The sequence below is a fragment of the Cellulosimicrobium sp. RS genome, assembly GCF_046159675.1.
GTDB classification, from domain to species: Bacteria; Actinomycetota; Actinomycetes; order Actinomycetales; family Cellulomonadaceae; genus Cellulosimicrobium; species Cellulosimicrobium funkei.
In genome coordinates, this window is the sequence record NZ_JBJXVU010000003.1 from 1 (window position 1) to 14772 (window position 14772).

The window sequence follows — 14772 nt, forward strand, 5'->3', positions numbered from 1 at the left end:
GCTCGGCGGACGGAGGGGAGGGGCGGGTGGGCGGGTTCGGTGGAGATCACTGGGCGGGCCGGTGGGGCGGGTCGCGGCGGCGGGGCGGCGCTGCGAGAGTCCGGGCATGACCTCGGCCACCACGCGCCTCCCGCCCGCGCGCGTCACGACGCGGCGCCGACCGGGCGGCCGACCCCTCACGGTCGTGCTCGCCACGGGCGTCGTCGCCGTGCTCCTCCTCACGCTCGTGCGCATGCTGCCCGACGACGCGTGGACGCCCGTCGCGCAGCTCGTCGGGTTCACGCCGTTCGTCGCCCTGGGCGCCGCCGTCGGGCTCGTGCTGACGCTGCTCGCGCGCCGGTGGCTGCTCGCGGCGCTGCTCGCGGTCTGCGTCGCCGTCCAGGCGGTGTGGCTCGTGCCTGCGTTCGTGCCCGGCCCCGCGCCGCCCGACGACGCGGTGACGCTGCGCGTGATGGGCGCCAACACCTGGTACGGCGCGGCGGACGCGGAGGCGCTCGTCGACCTCGTCCGCACCGAGGACGTGCAGGTGCTCGCCGTGCTGGAGCTCACGACGGACCTGCGCGAGCGGCTCGTCGCGGCGGGGATCGAGGACGTGCTGCCGTACAGCGCCGACGGCAAGGTCGGGCGCGGCGCCATGGGCAGCGGGCTGTGGAGCGCGCTGCCGCTCCGCGACGTGGACGTCGAGCCGTTCTCGAACGACGCGATGCCGTCGGCGACGGTGGAGGTCGACGGCGTCCCGGTGCGGGTCACCGCGGTGCACCCGATCCCGCCGATCCCGGAGTACGTCGACATCTGGCACGAGGAGACGGACGCGCTCGCCGAGCGCGCGCACGGCGACGCGCTGCCCCAGGTGCTCGTCGGCGACTTCAACTCCACCCACGACCACGCGACGTTCCGCCGGCTGCTCGGCGACCGGTTCCACGACGCGACGCGTGCCTCGGGCGGCGGGCTCGACCTGTCGTGGTCGCCGCGCCCCGGCGTCGTGCCGCCGGTGCTCAACCTCGACCACGTGGTGACCGACCGCGAGAACGTCGTGACCGACGTCGACTCGCTGCACGTCGTGGGCAGCGACCACCGCGCGATCGTCGCGACGGTGCACGTGCCCCGCCCCTGACGACGACGGACCCGGCGCCACCGGCCGACGAGCGGGCTCGCTCGTCGACCGGTGGCACCGGGTCCGGTGCGGGGATCCGCGGCCTCAGCCGCGCGCGGTCTCCGGCTCGGCCGCGTCCGGGCCGGTGGTGCCCGGCTCGGTGCCGGCGTCGGGCGCGCCGCCCTGGGCCGCCGGGTCGGTCGACCCGTCGAGGTGGTGCGGGTGCCGGCGCTCGAGCGCGGCGCCCTCCACGTCGACGTCGGGCAGGATGCGGTCGAGCCAGCGGGGGAGCCACCACGCCTTGTCGCCCACGAGGTGCATGAGCGCCGGGACGAGCAGCATCCGCACGACGAACGCGTCGACGAGGACGCCGAACGCGAGCGCGAACCCGATGGGTCGGATCATCGCGCTGTGCGAGAAGACGAACCCGCCGAAGACGGAGATCATGATGATCGCCGCGGCCGTCACCACGGCCCGGCCCGCGCGGACGCCCTGCACGATCGCGACGCGCGCGGGGGCGCCGTGCGCGTACGCCTCGCGCATCCCCGAGCCGAGGAAGAGCTGGTAGTCCATCGCGAGTCCGAACAGGATGCCGACGAGGATCGTGGGCAGGAAGTTGAGGATCGGGCCCGGCGTCTCGACGCCGAACACCCCCGCGAGCCAGCCCCACTGGTAGATCGCGACGACCCCGCCGAGCGCGGCGAAGTACGACAGGATGAACCCGAGCGTCGCGACGACCGGCACGAAGATCGACCGGAAGACGAGCACGAGGATGACGAGCGACAGCCCGACGACGACCGCGAGGTAGATCGGCAGGGCCTGCGCGAGCTTCTCCGAGATGTCGATGTTGCCGCTGGCCGAGCCCGCGACGCCGAGCGTGACCTCGCCGTCGAGCGGCTCGAGGGCGCGCAGCGCGTGCACGAGCTCCTCGGTCGACTCGCTCGTCGGACCCTCGGCCGGGATCACCTGGAACGCCGCGACCGTGCGGTCCTCGGACGTCCCGATCGGGGCGACGGCCACGACGTCGTCCTGCGAGAACAGCTCCTCGGCCACGCCGACCTGGTACTCGAGCGCCTCGGCCTCGGTCGGCTCGCCCGGCAGGTCGGCGACGACGAGCAGCGGCCCGTTCGTGCCCTCGCCGAACTCCTCGGCGACGGTCGAGTACGCGCGGTACTGCGTGGAGTCGTGCGCCTCGGACGAGCCGTCGGGCAGGTTGGTCCGCAGGTCGAGCGCGGGCAGGGCGATCACGCCGAGCGCGACGACGGCGAGCAGGGCCGTCCCCACCGCGCGGACGGTCGACATGGGGCGCACGGGCTCCGCGGCGGGCAGGCCGCCCGCGGTGCCCGGCTCCGACGACGCGGTCCCGGCCGACGCGCCCGTCGACGCGCCCGTCGAGGCGCCCGACGACGCGGCGGGCCCGGCGAGCGCGGCGCGCTCGCGGCGGCTGAGGATCCGCGGGCCGATCATGCCGAGCAGGGCCGGCGTGAGCGTGACGGCGATGAGGACGGCGATCGCGACGCACAGCGCACCGACCGTGCCCATGAGGCCGAGGAACGGGATGCCGGTGACGTTGAGCGCGAGCAGCGCGATGAGCACCGTCGCCCCGGCGAACACGACCGCGTTGCCCGACGTGCCGTTCGCGAGCGCGATCGACTCGTGCAGCTCGTCGCCCTGCTTGAGCTGGCGCCGGTGCCGGTTGACGATGAACAGCGAGTAGTCGATCCCGACGGCGAGCCCCAGCATGAGGCCGAGCACCGGCGTCACCGACGACATCTCCACGACCCCGGACAGCGACATCGCGGCGAGCGCGCCGATCCCGACCCCGATGAGTGCCGTGAGGATCGGCAGGCCTGCGCCCACGAGCGTCCCGAGCATGACGACGAGCACGATCGCCGCGACGACGAGGCCGACGGCCTCGCCCACGCCGAACACCTGCGGCACGCCCTGGGCGATGTCGGACGAGAAGTCGGTCTGGACGCCGTCGACCGGGTCGTCCGCGAAGACGGCCACGAGGTCGTCCTTCGTCTGCTGGTCGATGCTCATGTTCGGCTCGGTGAACGTCACGTTCGCGACCGCCGCGCTCCCGTCCGTGGACACGAGGCGGATGTCGGACGCCATGTCGAGCAGGGGAGCGGAGAGCTCGAGCTGCGCGGACTGCTCCTCGAGCGTCGCGCTCTGGTCCTCCAGCGCGGTGACCTGCTGGTCGAGCGTCGTGGCCTGCGACTCGAGCGTGGCGCGGCCCGCGTCGATCTCGGCCTGCTGCGCGTCGAGCTGCGGCGCCGCCTGCTCCAGCGCGCCCGCGGCCTCCGCCTGGGCACGTGCGGCGTCGAGCTCGGCCTGGCCCGCGTCGAGCTGGGCGCGCGCGGCGTCGACCTGCTCCTGCGCGGCGGCGAGCTGCGCGCGGCCGTCCTCGATCTGCTCGCGTCCCGCGGCGATCTGGGTGCGGCCGTCGTCGATCTGCTTCCGCTGGTCGGCGAGCTCCTCCTGCGTCGCGAACGGGTCGACGACCGACGCGACGCCGTCGACCTCCTCCGCCGCGGCGAAGCGGTCCGCGATCGCCGCCTCCTGCTCGGGCGTGAACGGCGCGCCGTCCTCCGTCGCGAGGACGATCGTGCCGCTCCCGCCCGACGCCTCGGGCAGCGCGGTCTGGAGCCGCTCGGTGACGTCCGCGGTGGGGGTGCCGGGGATCGAGAAGCTGCTGGCGAGCGTGCCGCCGAACGCGACGAACGCCGCCCCGGCGAGCACGAGCACCGCGAGCCACGCGGCGAGGACGGTCCGCGCGCGGCGCGCGCACGCGCGGCCGAGGCGGTAGAGGAGTTCAGCCATGAGGATCCTTCGGTGGGAGTCCGGTCCGGGTCCGGCGGGTGTGCCCGGGGTGGCGGGTGCGGTGCTGCGGGAGAGGTGGTCGCGAGGCGGGACAGGGCGGGGAGGGTGCGGGTCGTGTCAGACGGGGTCCGCCCAGCCGGCGCGGATCCGTTCGACGAGGCGGTCGAGCAGGCCGGACCACACCGCGCGCGACGCGTCGTCGTCGGCGGCGCCGGTCTCGGCCCACCAGCGCCGCTGGATGACGAGGACCCCGGCCATGAGCGCGCCCACGAGCATCTCGATCTCGAGCGGGTCGACGTCCGGGTGTCGGCGCGTGGTGGCCGCGACGAGGCGCTCGGCGAGGTGGGTGAAGGTGCGCACGACCATCGTCGTGACGCGCGGCGTGGGCTCGGTCGCGGTACCGCCGAGGGCGCGCGTGAGGTAGGCCATGGGGCCGACGAGGTCCGTGCCGCGCAGCGCCGCGGTGACGTCGTCGAGGGGCGTGGGGCGGTCGGTGCCCGGCTCGGCCGCGCTCGCCCCGAGCGTCTCGACGACGGTGCCCAGCACGTCCTCGCAGACCTCGACCACGACGTCGTCGAGCGACGCGAAGTGGTTGAAGATCGTGCGGCGCGCGACGTCGGCCCGGGCCGCGAGCTCGTCGACGGTGAAGCGCGCGCCGCCCTTCTCCTCCATGAGCGACGCGGCGGCGGCGACGATCGCGCGGCGGTGGCGTGCGCGCAGGGCCGCGCGACGGTCGGGGGCCGCGGCGTCCGGGCCGGGGGCGTCCGCGCTCGGCGCGTCCGGGGTCACGGCGTCCGTCGCGGGCGCGGTCGGGCGCTCGGGTCCGGGGAGGAGAGGCACCTCTTGACACTAGGTGCATCGATGCACTCGGTGCAAACGAGGGCCTCGGCTGCTCAAAGTTGACCGATCGAGTCCAGTATGTGGGAAGGTCCCGGCGGTGCGTTGACACCCTCTCCGACCGCTCGTAGGTTCCCGGCAACCGAGGTCCACGGACCCCGGCACAGGACATGGTCATGAGCTCCGACGCGAAGCCCCGGCTCGTCGGACGGCAACCCTCCCGCGCGGCGGGGTGCCCCGGGTGAGGACCAGGTCCCGCGTCGCGCGACCTGCGCGGTGCGGGGCAACACGCGGCGCCCGGAGACGGGCACGAAGGAGACGGACGATGGACCGGCGAGAGTCGAGCACCGCGGTGAGCACCCCGCACGCGCCGACGTGCCCCTGTCCGGTCCGCGGTGCGGCCGTCGTCTCCTGTCCGGTCGGCGCCCCCGTGCGCGTCACCTGTTGTCGCTGACGACGCCCCGCTCCTGACGCCGCGCGCTCCCGCGCGCACGCCCTGACGGGCCTCCCTCCGGCCTCCCCGGCCCCGCCCTGCCGTCCCGCGGCGGGACGACCCTGCCCACCCCCGGCACCCCGCCGCGCCCTGAGCGCGCCGCCGGCGCCTGTCCCAGAACGGATCCTCGCGATGCCCGACCCCCGCCCCGCCCGTACCGTCCACCTGGGCGTCGACCTCACCGACGCCGGTGCGCACCCCGCCGCCTGGCGGACCGTGGGCTCCCAGGCCCAGCGCCTGTTCGACGCCAAGCGCCTCGTCGAGCTCGTGGCCACCGCCCAGCGCGGCCTGCTCGACCTCGTCACGCTCGACGACGCGTTCACCCTCCAGCCGGGCCGCAACGGGTCCGTGCGCGGCCGGCTCGACGCCGCGCTCGTCGCGTCCCGGCTCGCGCCGCGCAGCGCGGGCATCGGCCTCGTCCCGACCGTCACCACCACGCACACCGAGCCGTTCCACGTCTCCAAGGCGGTCGCGACGATCGACCACGTGAGCTCCGGCCGCGCGGGATGGCAGGTCGGGTGGTCCACGACCCCGGCCGAGGCCGCGGCCTTCGGGCGCAAGGGCGCCCAGGACGAGCCCGACGCCGTGGCCGAGGCCGACGAGGCGGTCGAGGTCGTCACGCGGCTCTGGGACTCGTGGGAGGACGACGCCGAGATCCGCGACGTCGCGACGGGCCGGTTCGTGGACCGCGAGAAGCTGCACTACGTCGACCACGAGGGCATCCGGTTCGCGGTCAAGGGGCCGTCGATCACGCCGCGCCCGCCGCAGGGCCAGCCGCCCGTCGTCGTGCGGGCGAGCACGCCGGCGTCGCTCGACCTCGCGGCCCGGCGGGCCGACGTCGTGCGGGTCCGCGCGGCGACGCGGGACGAGGCGGTCGCGCTGCGGGCGCAGGTGCGCGACGCCGCCGCGGACGCCGGGCGCGACCCCGACGGGCTGCGGGTCCTCGTGGACGCGTACGTCGTCGTCGGGGACACGCGCGCGAGCGCGCAGGCCCGCCTCGACCTGCTCGAGGACCTCGAGGGCGTCTCGTGGGACACCGACTCGCTGACGCACGTCGGCACGGCGCGCGACCTCGCGGCGACGGTCGAGGAGTGGGCGCACGCCGGTGCCGCCGACGGCTTCCTGCTGCGGCCGTCGTCGCTGAGCACGGACCTCGACGCGATCGTCGACGGGGTCGTGCCGCTGCTCCAGGGCGTGGGCCTGTTCCGCACCGCGTACCCGGGCACGACGCTGCGCGACACGCTCGGCCTCCCGCACCCCGCGAACCGCTACGCGGCGATCGCCTGAGCCCGGACGGACGCGACATGAGCACCCGACCCCGCAAGCAGATCCACCTCGGCGCCCACTTCCCGGGCGTCAACAACACCACCGTGTGGAGCGACCCCCGCTCGCGCAGCCAGATCGACTTCGCGTCGTTCGAGCACCTCGCGCGCCGCGCCGAGGAGGCTAGGCTCGACTTCTTCTTCCTCGCCGAGGGCCTGCGCCTGCGCGAGCACAAGGGCCGCATCCACGACCTCGACGTCGTCGGCCGCCCCGACACGCTGCCCGTCCTCGCCGCGCTCGCCGCCGTCACCGAGCGGCTCGGCCTCGCGGGCACGATCAACACGACGTTCAACGAGCCGTGGGAGCTCGCGAAGCAGTTCGCGACGCTCGACCTGCTCTCCGAGGGCCGCGCGGCGTGGAACCTCGTGACGAGCCCCGACGCCTTCACGGGCGCCAACTTCCGCCGCGGCGGGTACCTGCCCTACCCCGAGCGGTACGCGCGGGCGGCCGAGGTCGTCGAGGTCGCGCGCGCCCTGTGGGACTCGTGGGACGACGACGCCGTGCTGGCCGACCGGATCGCGGGCGAGTTCCTGCGGCCCGGCGCGGTGCGGCCGGTCGCGCACCACGGGACGTACGCGGACGTCGTCGGGCTGTTCGAGACGCCGCGCGGCCCGCAGGGCCACCCCGTCCTGTTCCAGGCGGGCGACTCGGCCGACGGGCGCGACTTCGCCGCCGCGACCGCCGACGTCGTGTTCTCCGCGCACTCGACGTTCGACGCCGGGCGCGCGTTCTACGAGGACGTCAAGGGGCGGCTCGCGGCGCACGGGCGCGAGCGCGACTCCCTGAAGATCCTGCCCGCGACCGTCGTCGTGCTGGGCGACACGCCCGCCGAGGCGGAGGAGCGCGCCCGGGAGATCCGGCTCCAGCAGGTCTCGGGCCCGACGGCGATCGCGTTCCTCGAGCAGGTCTGGGGCCGCGACCTCGAGGCGTACGACCCCGAGGGCCCGCTGCCCGACGTCGACCCCGACACCGAGAACCTGTCGATCACGCGCGGCCGCGTGCGGCACGCGAAGGACCCGGCGGCGGTCGCCGCGGCGTGGCGCGAGCAGGCCGAGGCGAACGGGTGGTCGATCCGCGAGCTCGTCATCCAGGTGACGTCGCGCGGCGGGTTCGTCGGCACGCCGCAGCAGGTCGCGGACGACATCGACCGGCACGTCCAGGAGGACGCCTCCGACGGCTTCATCCTCGTGCCCCACCTCACGCCGGGCGGGCTCGACGACGTCTTCGACCAGGTCGTCCCGCTGCTCCAGGAGCGCGGCTCGTTCCGCACGGAGTACGCGGGCACGACTCTGCGCGAGCACCTCGGCCTCGCCCGCCCCGGCACGACGCGAGGCGACGGCGAGCCCACGACGGCGCACCCCGCCGAGCTCGTCGGCTGACCGCCGCCGGCACCGCACCGACCACCCGCACCGACCACCCGCACCGACCACCCGCACCGACCACCCGCACCGACCACCCGCACCGACCACCCGCACCGACCACCCGCACCGACCACCCGCACCGACCACCCGCACCGACCTCGGAGGACCCATGAGCACGAGCACGCCGGCCGCCACGGGCGCCGTGGCCACCGCACCCGCCGACCCCGTCGCGTCCGCGTCGCCCGACGCCGCGGCGTGGGCCGCCTGGCACGCCGAGCGCGAGGACGGGCTGCGCCCGCCGCACGGCTGGCTGAGCCTCGTCGCGTACCACGCGCTGCGGGACGAGCCCGCCGCCCTCCCGGGGATCCCGGGGCTCTGGTGGGCCGACGCCGACGGCGCGAACCACCGCGCGGACGAGGGCGGCGCCGTCCGGACGACGACGGGCAGCGCCGTCGGGACCGTCGTCGTCGCGGAGGGTGGGTCGACGGTCGCCGGCACGTTCCTGCCGCACGGCCGGGACGCGGGCGACCCGGCGGACGGGGGCGAGACGCGCGAGGTCGCGGTGGAGGTCATGCGCCGCACGGGCCGCTACGCCGTCCGCGTGCGCGACCCGCTCGCCCCGGCCCGGACGGCGTTCGACGGCGTCCCGACGTTCGCCTACGACCCCGCCTGGGTCGTCGACGCGCCGGTGCGCTGGTACGACGCGCCGCGGCCCGTCGTCGTCGGCGCGGCGCGGCCCGGCCTCGTGCACCACGTGCGCACGGTCGGCGAGGTCGACCTCGTCGTCGAGCGCGACGGCGCCCGGCGCGGCGCGACGCTCGCCCTCACCGGCGCGCCGGACGGCGCGGTGACGCTGCTCTTCAGCGACGAGGCGGACGGCGTCGCCCCCTGGCGGGTCCTGCGCGTGGACGCCGACGCGGTGCCCGGCACCGCGGGGAGCGTGCGCCTCGACCTCAACCGGGCCGTCAACCTGCCGTACGCGTTCAGCGACTTCGGGACGTGCCCGGCGCCGGTCGAGGGCAACCACGTGCCGTTCGCCGTCACCGCGGGCGAGAGGGCACCCCGGTGACCGCGGTCGCCGCGCGCCCCGCCGGGCGGGGGACGCGCGAGGTCCGGTCCGTCGCGATGCACGACCCGCTCGTGCGGCCGCTGCTCGACGAGCTCTCCCACGAGTACTGGACGCGGTACCAGCGCGTGCTCAGCGCCGAGGAGCTCCGCGCCGAGATGGAGCACTACCCCGCGCAGGACTTCGCCGCGCCGCACGGCGAGCTCGTGCTGGTGCTGGAGGACGGCGAGTCCGTCGCGGGCGGCGCGTTCCGCCGTCGGGCCGAGCCGGAGCTCGGCGACCCGGCGCGCCTCGCCCGGCCGGCCGCGCGCCGCGCCGACGGGACGCCCGCCGTGCGCACCGCCGAGCTCAAGCGGATCTGGACGCACTCGGCGCACCGGCGCCGCGGGCTGGCGCGCCTCGTGCTCGTCGAGCTCGAGCGTCGCGCCGTCGAGCGCGGCTACCGGCGCGTGTACCTCACGACGGGCCCGCGCCAGCCCGAGGCCGCCGGGCTGTACCTCGCGACCGGTTACACGCCCCTGTTCGACACCGGGACCGATCCCGAGGAGATCGGCCCGCTCGCGTTCGAGAAGTGGTTGGAGGTCGCGCCATGAGCACCGTGTCGCTCCCGCAGGACGAGTCCCGGCAGCTCGAGCCGCCGTCGGGCCGGCACCCCGCCGACCCGCGCGGCGGTGTCGAGGACGCGCTGCCGCTCGAGAGCCTGCGCATCGTCCCCGCCCGGCACCCGGGCCGCTGGGTCGCGACGGCCGGCGTGGCCGTGCTGCTCGCCATGGTCGTCAGCTCGCTCGTGACGAACGACCGCTGGGAGTGGGGCGTCGTCGCGCAGTACCTCACCTGGCCCTCGATCCTCGAGGGCGCGTGGGCGACGATCCGGCTCACGCTCGTCGCGTCGGTCGTCGGGTTCGCGCTCGGCACCGTGCTCGCGCTCATGCGGCTGTCGCGCTCGCCGCTCCTGCAGTCGGTCTCGTGGACGTACACGTGGGTGTTCCGGTCCGTGCCGCTGCTGCTGCAGCTGCTGCTCTGGTACAACCTCGCCTACCTGTACCCGTACCTGAGCGTCGGCATCCCCTTCGGGCCCGAGTTCCTGTACTTCGACACGCTGTCCGTGATCGACAAGTTCTGGGCCGCGATCCTCGGGCTCGGGCTCTCGCAGGCCGCGTACTCGGCCGAGATCGTGCGGGCCGGGATCCTCTCGGTCGACCAGGGGCAGCAGGAGGCCGCCGCGTCGCTCGGCATCCCCAAGCGCCGCCAGGTGAGCCGCATCATCCTGCCGCAGGCGATGCGCTCCATCATCCCGACGGCCGTCAACGAGGTGATCGGGCTGCTCAAGGGCACGTCGATCGTCTACGTGCTGGCGTACGGCGAGCTGTTCTACATCGTCAGCGTCATCTACGGCCGCAACGGCCGCGTCGTGCCGCTGCTCATCGTCGCGTCGATCTGGTACCTCGTGCTGACGACGCTCATCACCGTCGTGCAGTACTACGTCGAGCGGCACTACGCGAAGGGCGCGGTGCGCACGCTGCCCCCGACCCCGCTGCAGAAGGCGCGCTGGATCGTGCTCGTCTGGGCCTCGGGGCTCTCCGGCCGCCCCGTGCCCGACGCCGTCCCGCCCGCCTACGCGGCCCGCGCCCGGGTGGGCGTGCTGACCCGCACCGCGCGCACGTCGGGAGGTGCGGCATGAGCGCCGACGTCGCGACCGCCGGGCTCGTCGAGATCTACGGCGTCCACAAGAGCTTCGGCACCCTCGAGGTGCTGCGCGACGTGTCGCTCACCGTCCCGCCCGGGTCCGTGACGGTCGTGCTCGGCCCGTCCGGCTCCGGGAAGTCGACGCTGCTGCGCGCGATCAACCACCTGGAGAAGGTCGACAAGGGGTTCATCTCGCTCGACGGCGAGCTCATCGGGTACCGCCGCAAGGGCAACACCCTGCGCGAGCTCAAGGAGCGCGAGATCCTCGGCCAGCGCACCCAGATCGGGTTCGTCTTCCAGAGCTTCAACCTGTTCCCGCACCTCACGGCGCTCGAGAACGTCGTCGAGGCGCCGGTCTCGGCGCAGCGCCGGCGCCGCGAGGACGTGGAGCCCGAGGCCCGCGCGCTGCTGGAGCGCGTCGGGCTCGCGGACAAGGCCGACGCCCGGCCGCGCCAGCTCTCCGGCGGGCAGCAGCAGCGCGTCGCCATCGCCCGTGCGCTCGCGCTGCGGCCCAAGGTCCTCCTGTTCGACGAGCCCACCTCGGCGCTCGACCCCGAGCTCGTCGGGGAGGTGCTCGAGGTCATCAAGGACGTCGCGAGCACCGGCACGACGCTCGTCGTCGTGACGCACGAGATCGGCTTCGCTCGCGAGGTCGCCGACACCGTCGTGTTCATGGACGACGGCGTCGTCGTGGAGCAGGGCACGCCCGCCGAGGTGCTCAACCACCCGCGCCACGACCGCACCCGGGCCTTTCTCCAAAAGGTCCTCTGAACCACCGCCCTCCACCGACGCCCGCCGTCGTGACCCGCGACCGGCCGCCCGGCCGTCCCGCACACCCGCACTCCCTGCGTCACCCCGACGCACCACCCGAGAGGTAGGACACCCGTGACCGCAACGACCACCCGCGCCCGCGCCCCCCGCGCGCTCGCCGCCCTCGCCGTCGTGCCCCTGCTGGCGCTCGCGGCCTGCTCCGGGGTGAGCACCGAGGCCCCGGCCGCAGCGGACGAGGGCGCGGCGTCCTCCGACGGCACGACGGAGAGCACGACGTCCGTCTCGGACGCCCTCGACGTGAGCACGAGCCCCGACCAGGACCGCATCCGCACGACCGAGTCGGCGGAGGCCGTCGCGCTCCTCCCGGACGCCTGGAAGGACAAGGACGAGCTCGTCGTCGCGATCTCCGCGGGCGCGGCGCCGCCGCTCGGCTTCCTCGCCGACGACGACGAGACCCCCATCGGCAACGAGACCGACATCGCGCAGCTCGTCGCCGACGCGCTCGGCAAGGACCTGCGCCTCGAGGTCAAGGCCTGGGCCGACTGGCCGCTCGCGCTCGGCTCGGGCGACGTCGACGCCGTGATCTCCAACGTCACGGTGACCGAGGAGCGCAAGGAGACCATCGACTTCTCCACCTACCGCAACGACGAGCTCGGCTGGCTCGTGGGCGCCGACTCCGACATCACGTCGATCACGAAGCGCGAGGACATCGCGGGCAAGGTCGTCGCCGTCGGCTCCGGGACGAACCAGGAGAAGATCGTGCTCGAGTGGGACCGCCTCAACCAGGAGGACGGCCTCGAGCCCATCCAGGGCCCCGAGTACTACGAGCAGTTCTCCGACGTCCTGCTCGCGCTCCAGTCCGGGCGCATCGAGACGTACGTCGGCCCCAACGCGTCGCTCGCGTACCAGGCGGCGATCTCCCCGCAGGACTTCAAGGTCGTCGGCACGCTCAACGGCGGCTGGCCCGACACGGCGCAGATCGCCGTCGCCACGAAGAAGGGCAACGAGGCGGCCCCGGCCATCACCGCCGCGATCAACCACGCCATCGAGGACGGCACGTACCTCGAGGTGCTCCAGCGGTGGGGCCTGGAGTCCGAGGCCGTCGAGGAGTCGCAGACCAACCCGCCCGGCCTGCCGAAGACGGAGTGACCCGCGCATGACCACCAGCACCCAGCACGTCGACCACCTCGTGGTCGGGGGCGGCGTCATGGGCTCGGCCGCGGCGTGGCAGCTCGCGCGGCGCGGGCGCGACGTCGTGCTGCTCGAGCGCTTCGCGCCCGGGCACGCGCACGGCGCCTCGCACGGGACGTCGCGCATCTACCGCACGACGTACGCCGAGCCCGAGTACCTCGACCTCGCGCAGGAGGCGCTGCGCCTGTGGCGCGAGGTCGAGGACGAGACCAGGACCGAGCTCCTCGACATCACGGGCGGTGTGAGCCACGGGCGTCGCGACGGCGCGGCCGAGCGCCGCGCCGACGCGATCGGCGCCGCGTTCGCGGCCCGGGGGGTCGAGCACGAGTGGCTCGACCCCGCGGCCGCGGCCGAGCGCTGGCCGGGGCTGCGGTTCGAGGGCCGGGTGCTGCACGAGGTCGCGACGGCCGGCCGGCTCCACGCCGACCGGGCCGTCGCGGCCCTCCAGGGGGCGGCGGCCGCCCGGGGTGCCGACGTGCGGCACGAGGTCGCCGTCCGGCACGTCGAGCGCGTCCCCGAGGGCGTGCGCGTCGTCACCGACGGCGCCGACGTCGTCGCGCGGGTCGTCGTCGTGACCGTCGGGGCGTGGAGCGCGGGTCTGCTGGGTTCCCCGGCGGGCGGCCTGCTCGGGCAGGAGCTCCCGCTCGTCGTCACGCAGGAGCAGCCCGCCCACTTCGCGCTCGCCCCCGGCACGTCGCCCGCGGGGTGGCCCGCGTTCACGCACGACGTCGGTCCCGGCACCGCGTGGCCGAGCGGCGTCTACGGGCTCGCGACCCCGGGCGAGGGCGTCAAGGTCGGCTTCCACGGCGTCGGCCCCGTCGTCGACCCCGACCGGCGCTCCTACCGGCCGGAGCCGGGCCAGCTCGCCGCGCTGCGCGACTACGTGCGCACCTGGCTGCCCGGCCTCGACCCCGACGCGTACGTCCCCGTGAGCTGCACGTACACCACGACGCCCGACCACGACTTCGTGCTCGACCGGCGTGGTCCGGTCGTCGTCGGCGCCGGGTTCTCCGGCCACGGCTTCAAGTTCGCCCCGGCCGTCGGGCGCGTGCTCGCCGACCTCGCGACCGCCCCCGGCGCCCTGCCCGACGGCGGCACCGCCGCCGAGCGGTTCGCGCTCGCCCGCCTCGCCGCACTCCCCGAGAGGACCGCCTCATGACGATCGCTCCCGCACCCACCGCCGCGGACGCTCCGGCTCCGGCCGCGGGCCCCGAGACGCACGCCACGCACGACACCGGCGGGGCTCGTGCCGCGCTCGCGGCGCGGTACGGCGTCGACCTCGCCGCGGTCGAGGACGTCGCGCCCGGTGCGGCCGCGGGCCTGGCACCCGCCGCGGACCGTCCCGGCACCGTCCTCGCGACGCAGCTCCGGCACCGGACGGTGCGCCGCTACCGCACCGACCCGCTGGCCCACCACGTCGTGCCGACGCTCGTCGCCGCCGCGCAGTCCGCCCCGACGTCGTCGAACCTCCAGCTCTGGAGCGTCGTCGCCGTCACCGACCCCGTGCGCAAGGCGCGGCTCGCGGCGCTCGCGGGCGACCAGGAGCACGTGCGCACCGCGCCGCTGCTGCTCGTCTGGCTCGCCGACGTCGCGCGGGCCCGCGCCCTCGGCGAGCGCGAGGGCGTCCGGCTCGAGGCGACCGACTACCTCGAGACGACGGTCGTCGCGTTCCTCGACGCCGCGCTCGCCGCGCAGAACGCCGTCGTGGCGGCGGAGTCGCTCGGTCTCGGCACCGTGTACATCGGCGCGCTGCGCAACCACCCCGCCCAGGTCGCGGCCGAGCTCGGCCTGCCCGAGGGCGTCGTCGCGGTCGTGGGGCTCGTCGTCGGGCACCCCGACCCCGCGGGCGGCGAACGGGTCAAGCCGCGGCTGCCGCAGGCGGCCGTCCTGCACGCCGAGCGCTACCGCGCCGTCGGGCAGGACCAGCACGTCGCGGCGTACGAGGAGCGCATCGCGCCCTTCTACCGCGAGGAGGGGCTCGACGGCGGCTGGCGCGACCGCGTCGTCGACCGCCTGCGCGTCCCCGGCGCCCTGCGCGGGCGCGCCCACCTGCGCACCACGCTCGCCGCGCTCGGGTTCCCGTCCAAGTAGCCCGGCGGGCCCCCACGCGACCGCGTCGCCCCGA

At 75.4% G+C, this 14772-nt stretch carries 12 protein-coding genes and 1 riboswitch; of the genes, 10 read left to right on the forward strand and 2 right to left on the reverse strand.

Annotated elements, in window-relative coordinates; genetic code table 11:
* Window positions 1-106 precede the first annotated feature (106 nt).
* On the forward strand, window positions 107-1114 hold the full coding sequence (locus ACI769_RS05590; RefSeq protein WP_085386613.1) for an endonuclease/exonuclease/phosphatase family protein: 1008 nt from the start codon (window positions 107-109) through the stop codon (window positions 1112-1114).
* 84 nt (window positions 1115-1198) lie between these two features.
* Here the strand turns inward: ACI769_RS05590 and ACI769_RS05595 are convergent, their stop codons facing one another.
* Together ACI769_RS05595 and ACI769_RS05600 are read right to left on the reverse strand one after the other, a co-directional pair.
* Window positions 1199-3919 carry an MMPL family transporter gene (locus tag ACI769_RS05595; RefSeq protein WP_409141303.1) on the reverse strand — a complete coding sequence of 907 codons (2721 nt, stop codon included), beginning with the start codon at window positions 3917-3919 and terminating at the stop codon, window positions 1199-1201.
* A gap of 117 nt (window positions 3920-4036) precedes the next feature.
* Entirely contained in the window at window positions 4037-4759 is a 723-nt protein-coding gene (locus ACI769_RS05600; protein WP_409141304.1) for a helix-turn-helix domain-containing protein, read from the reverse strand.
* Between the two features lie 169 nt (window positions 4760-4928).
* Window positions 4929-5036: riboswitch (SAM riboswitch) on the forward strand.
* 345 nt (window positions 5037-5381) lie between these two features.
* On the opposite strand from ACI769_RS05600, the gene ACI769_RS05605 reads away from it, so the two are divergent.
* From ACI769_RS05605 to ACI769_RS05645, 9 genes are all read left to right on the forward strand, one after another.
* On the forward strand, window positions 5382-6536 hold the full coding sequence (locus tag ACI769_RS05605; protein WP_043657610.1) for an LLM class flavin-dependent oxidoreductase: 1155 nt from the start codon (window positions 5382-5384) through the stop codon (window positions 6534-6536).
* A gap of 17 nt (window positions 6537-6553) precedes the next feature.
* A complete protein-coding gene (locus ACI769_RS05610) occupies window positions 6554-7951 on the forward strand; it encodes an NtaA/DmoA family FMN-dependent monooxygenase (RefSeq protein WP_409141305.1) in 1398 nt (465 codons plus the stop codon).
* A gap of 151 nt (window positions 7952-8102) precedes the next feature.
* Complete coding sequence (locus ACI769_RS05615) at window positions 8103-9002, forward strand: DUF1684 domain-containing protein (RefSeq protein ID WP_409141306.1); 900 nt, start codon at window positions 8103-8105, stop codon at window positions 9000-9002.
* Complete coding sequence (locus tag ACI769_RS05620; protein ID WP_409141307.1) at window positions 8999-9592, forward strand: GNAT family N-acetyltransferase; 594 nt, start codon at window positions 8999-9001, stop codon at window positions 9590-9592. Before ACI769_RS05615 ends, ACI769_RS05620 begins: the two co-directional genes overlap by 4 nt.
* Entirely contained in the window at window positions 9589-10680 is a 1092-nt protein-coding gene (locus ACI769_RS05625) for an amino acid ABC transporter permease (protein WP_409141308.1), read from the forward strand. Before ACI769_RS05620 ends, ACI769_RS05625 begins: the two co-directional genes overlap by 4 nt.
* Entirely contained in the window at window positions 10677-11456 is a 780-nt protein-coding gene (locus ACI769_RS05630) for an amino acid ABC transporter ATP-binding protein (protein WP_409141309.1), read from the forward strand. The genes ACI769_RS05625 and ACI769_RS05630 overlap by 4 nt, the downstream gene beginning before the upstream one ends.
* Window positions 11457-11570: 114 nt before the next feature.
* Entirely contained in the window at window positions 11571-12605 is a 1035-nt protein-coding gene (locus ACI769_RS05635; protein WP_086149224.1) for an ABC transporter substrate-binding protein, read from the forward strand.
* Between the two features lie 7 nt (window positions 12606-12612).
* Window positions 12613-13806 carry an FAD-dependent oxidoreductase gene (locus ACI769_RS05640; RefSeq protein ID WP_409141310.1) on the forward strand — a complete coding sequence of 398 codons (1194 nt, stop codon included), beginning with the start codon at window positions 12613-12615 and terminating at the stop codon, window positions 13804-13806.
* Window positions 13803-14738 carry an NADPH-dependent oxidoreductase gene (locus tag ACI769_RS05645; protein ID WP_137279749.1) on the forward strand — a complete coding sequence of 312 codons (936 nt, stop codon included), beginning with the start codon at window positions 13803-13805 and terminating at the stop codon, window positions 14736-14738. Before ACI769_RS05640 ends, ACI769_RS05645 begins: the two co-directional genes overlap by 4 nt.
* The last annotated feature ends 34 nt before the right edge of the window (window positions 14739-14772 follow it).

Excerpts from the sequence above, each read along its gene's own strand:
- ACI769_RS05645 (WP_137279749.1), top strand. The coding sequence starts at position 13,803 with ATGACGATCGCTCCCGCACCCACCGCCGCGGACGCTCCGGCTCCGGCC.
- ACI769_RS05625 (WP_409141308.1), top strand. The coding sequence starts at position 9,589 with ATGAGCACCGTGTCGCTCCCGCAGGACGAGTCCCGGCAGCTCGAGCCG.
- ACI769_RS05615 (WP_409141306.1), top strand. The coding sequence starts at position 8,103 with ATGAGCACGAGCACGCCGGCCGCCACGGGCGCCGTGGCCACCGCACCC.
- ACI769_RS05590 (WP_085386613.1), top strand. The coding sequence starts at position 107 with ATGACCTCGGCCACCACGCGCCTCCCGCCCGCGCGCGTCACGACGCGG.
- ACI769_RS05595 (WP_409141303.1), bottom strand. The coding sequence starts at position 3,919 with ATGGCTGAACTCCTCTACCGCCTCGGCCGCGCGTGCGCGCGCCGCGCG.
- ACI769_RS05640 (WP_409141310.1), top strand. The coding sequence starts at position 12,613 with ATGACCACCAGCACCCAGCACGTCGACCACCTCGTGGTCGGGGGCGGC.
- ACI769_RS05630 (WP_409141309.1), top strand. The coding sequence starts at position 10,677 with ATGAGCGCCGACGTCGCGACCGCCGGGCTCGTCGAGATCTACGGCGTC.
- ACI769_RS05605 (WP_043657610.1), top strand. The coding sequence starts at position 5,382 with ATGCCCGACCCCCGCCCCGCCCGTACCGTCCACCTGGGCGTCGACCTC.
- ACI769_RS05610 (WP_409141305.1), top strand. The coding sequence starts at position 6,554 with ATGAGCACCCGACCCCGCAAGCAGATCCACCTCGGCGCCCACTTCCCG.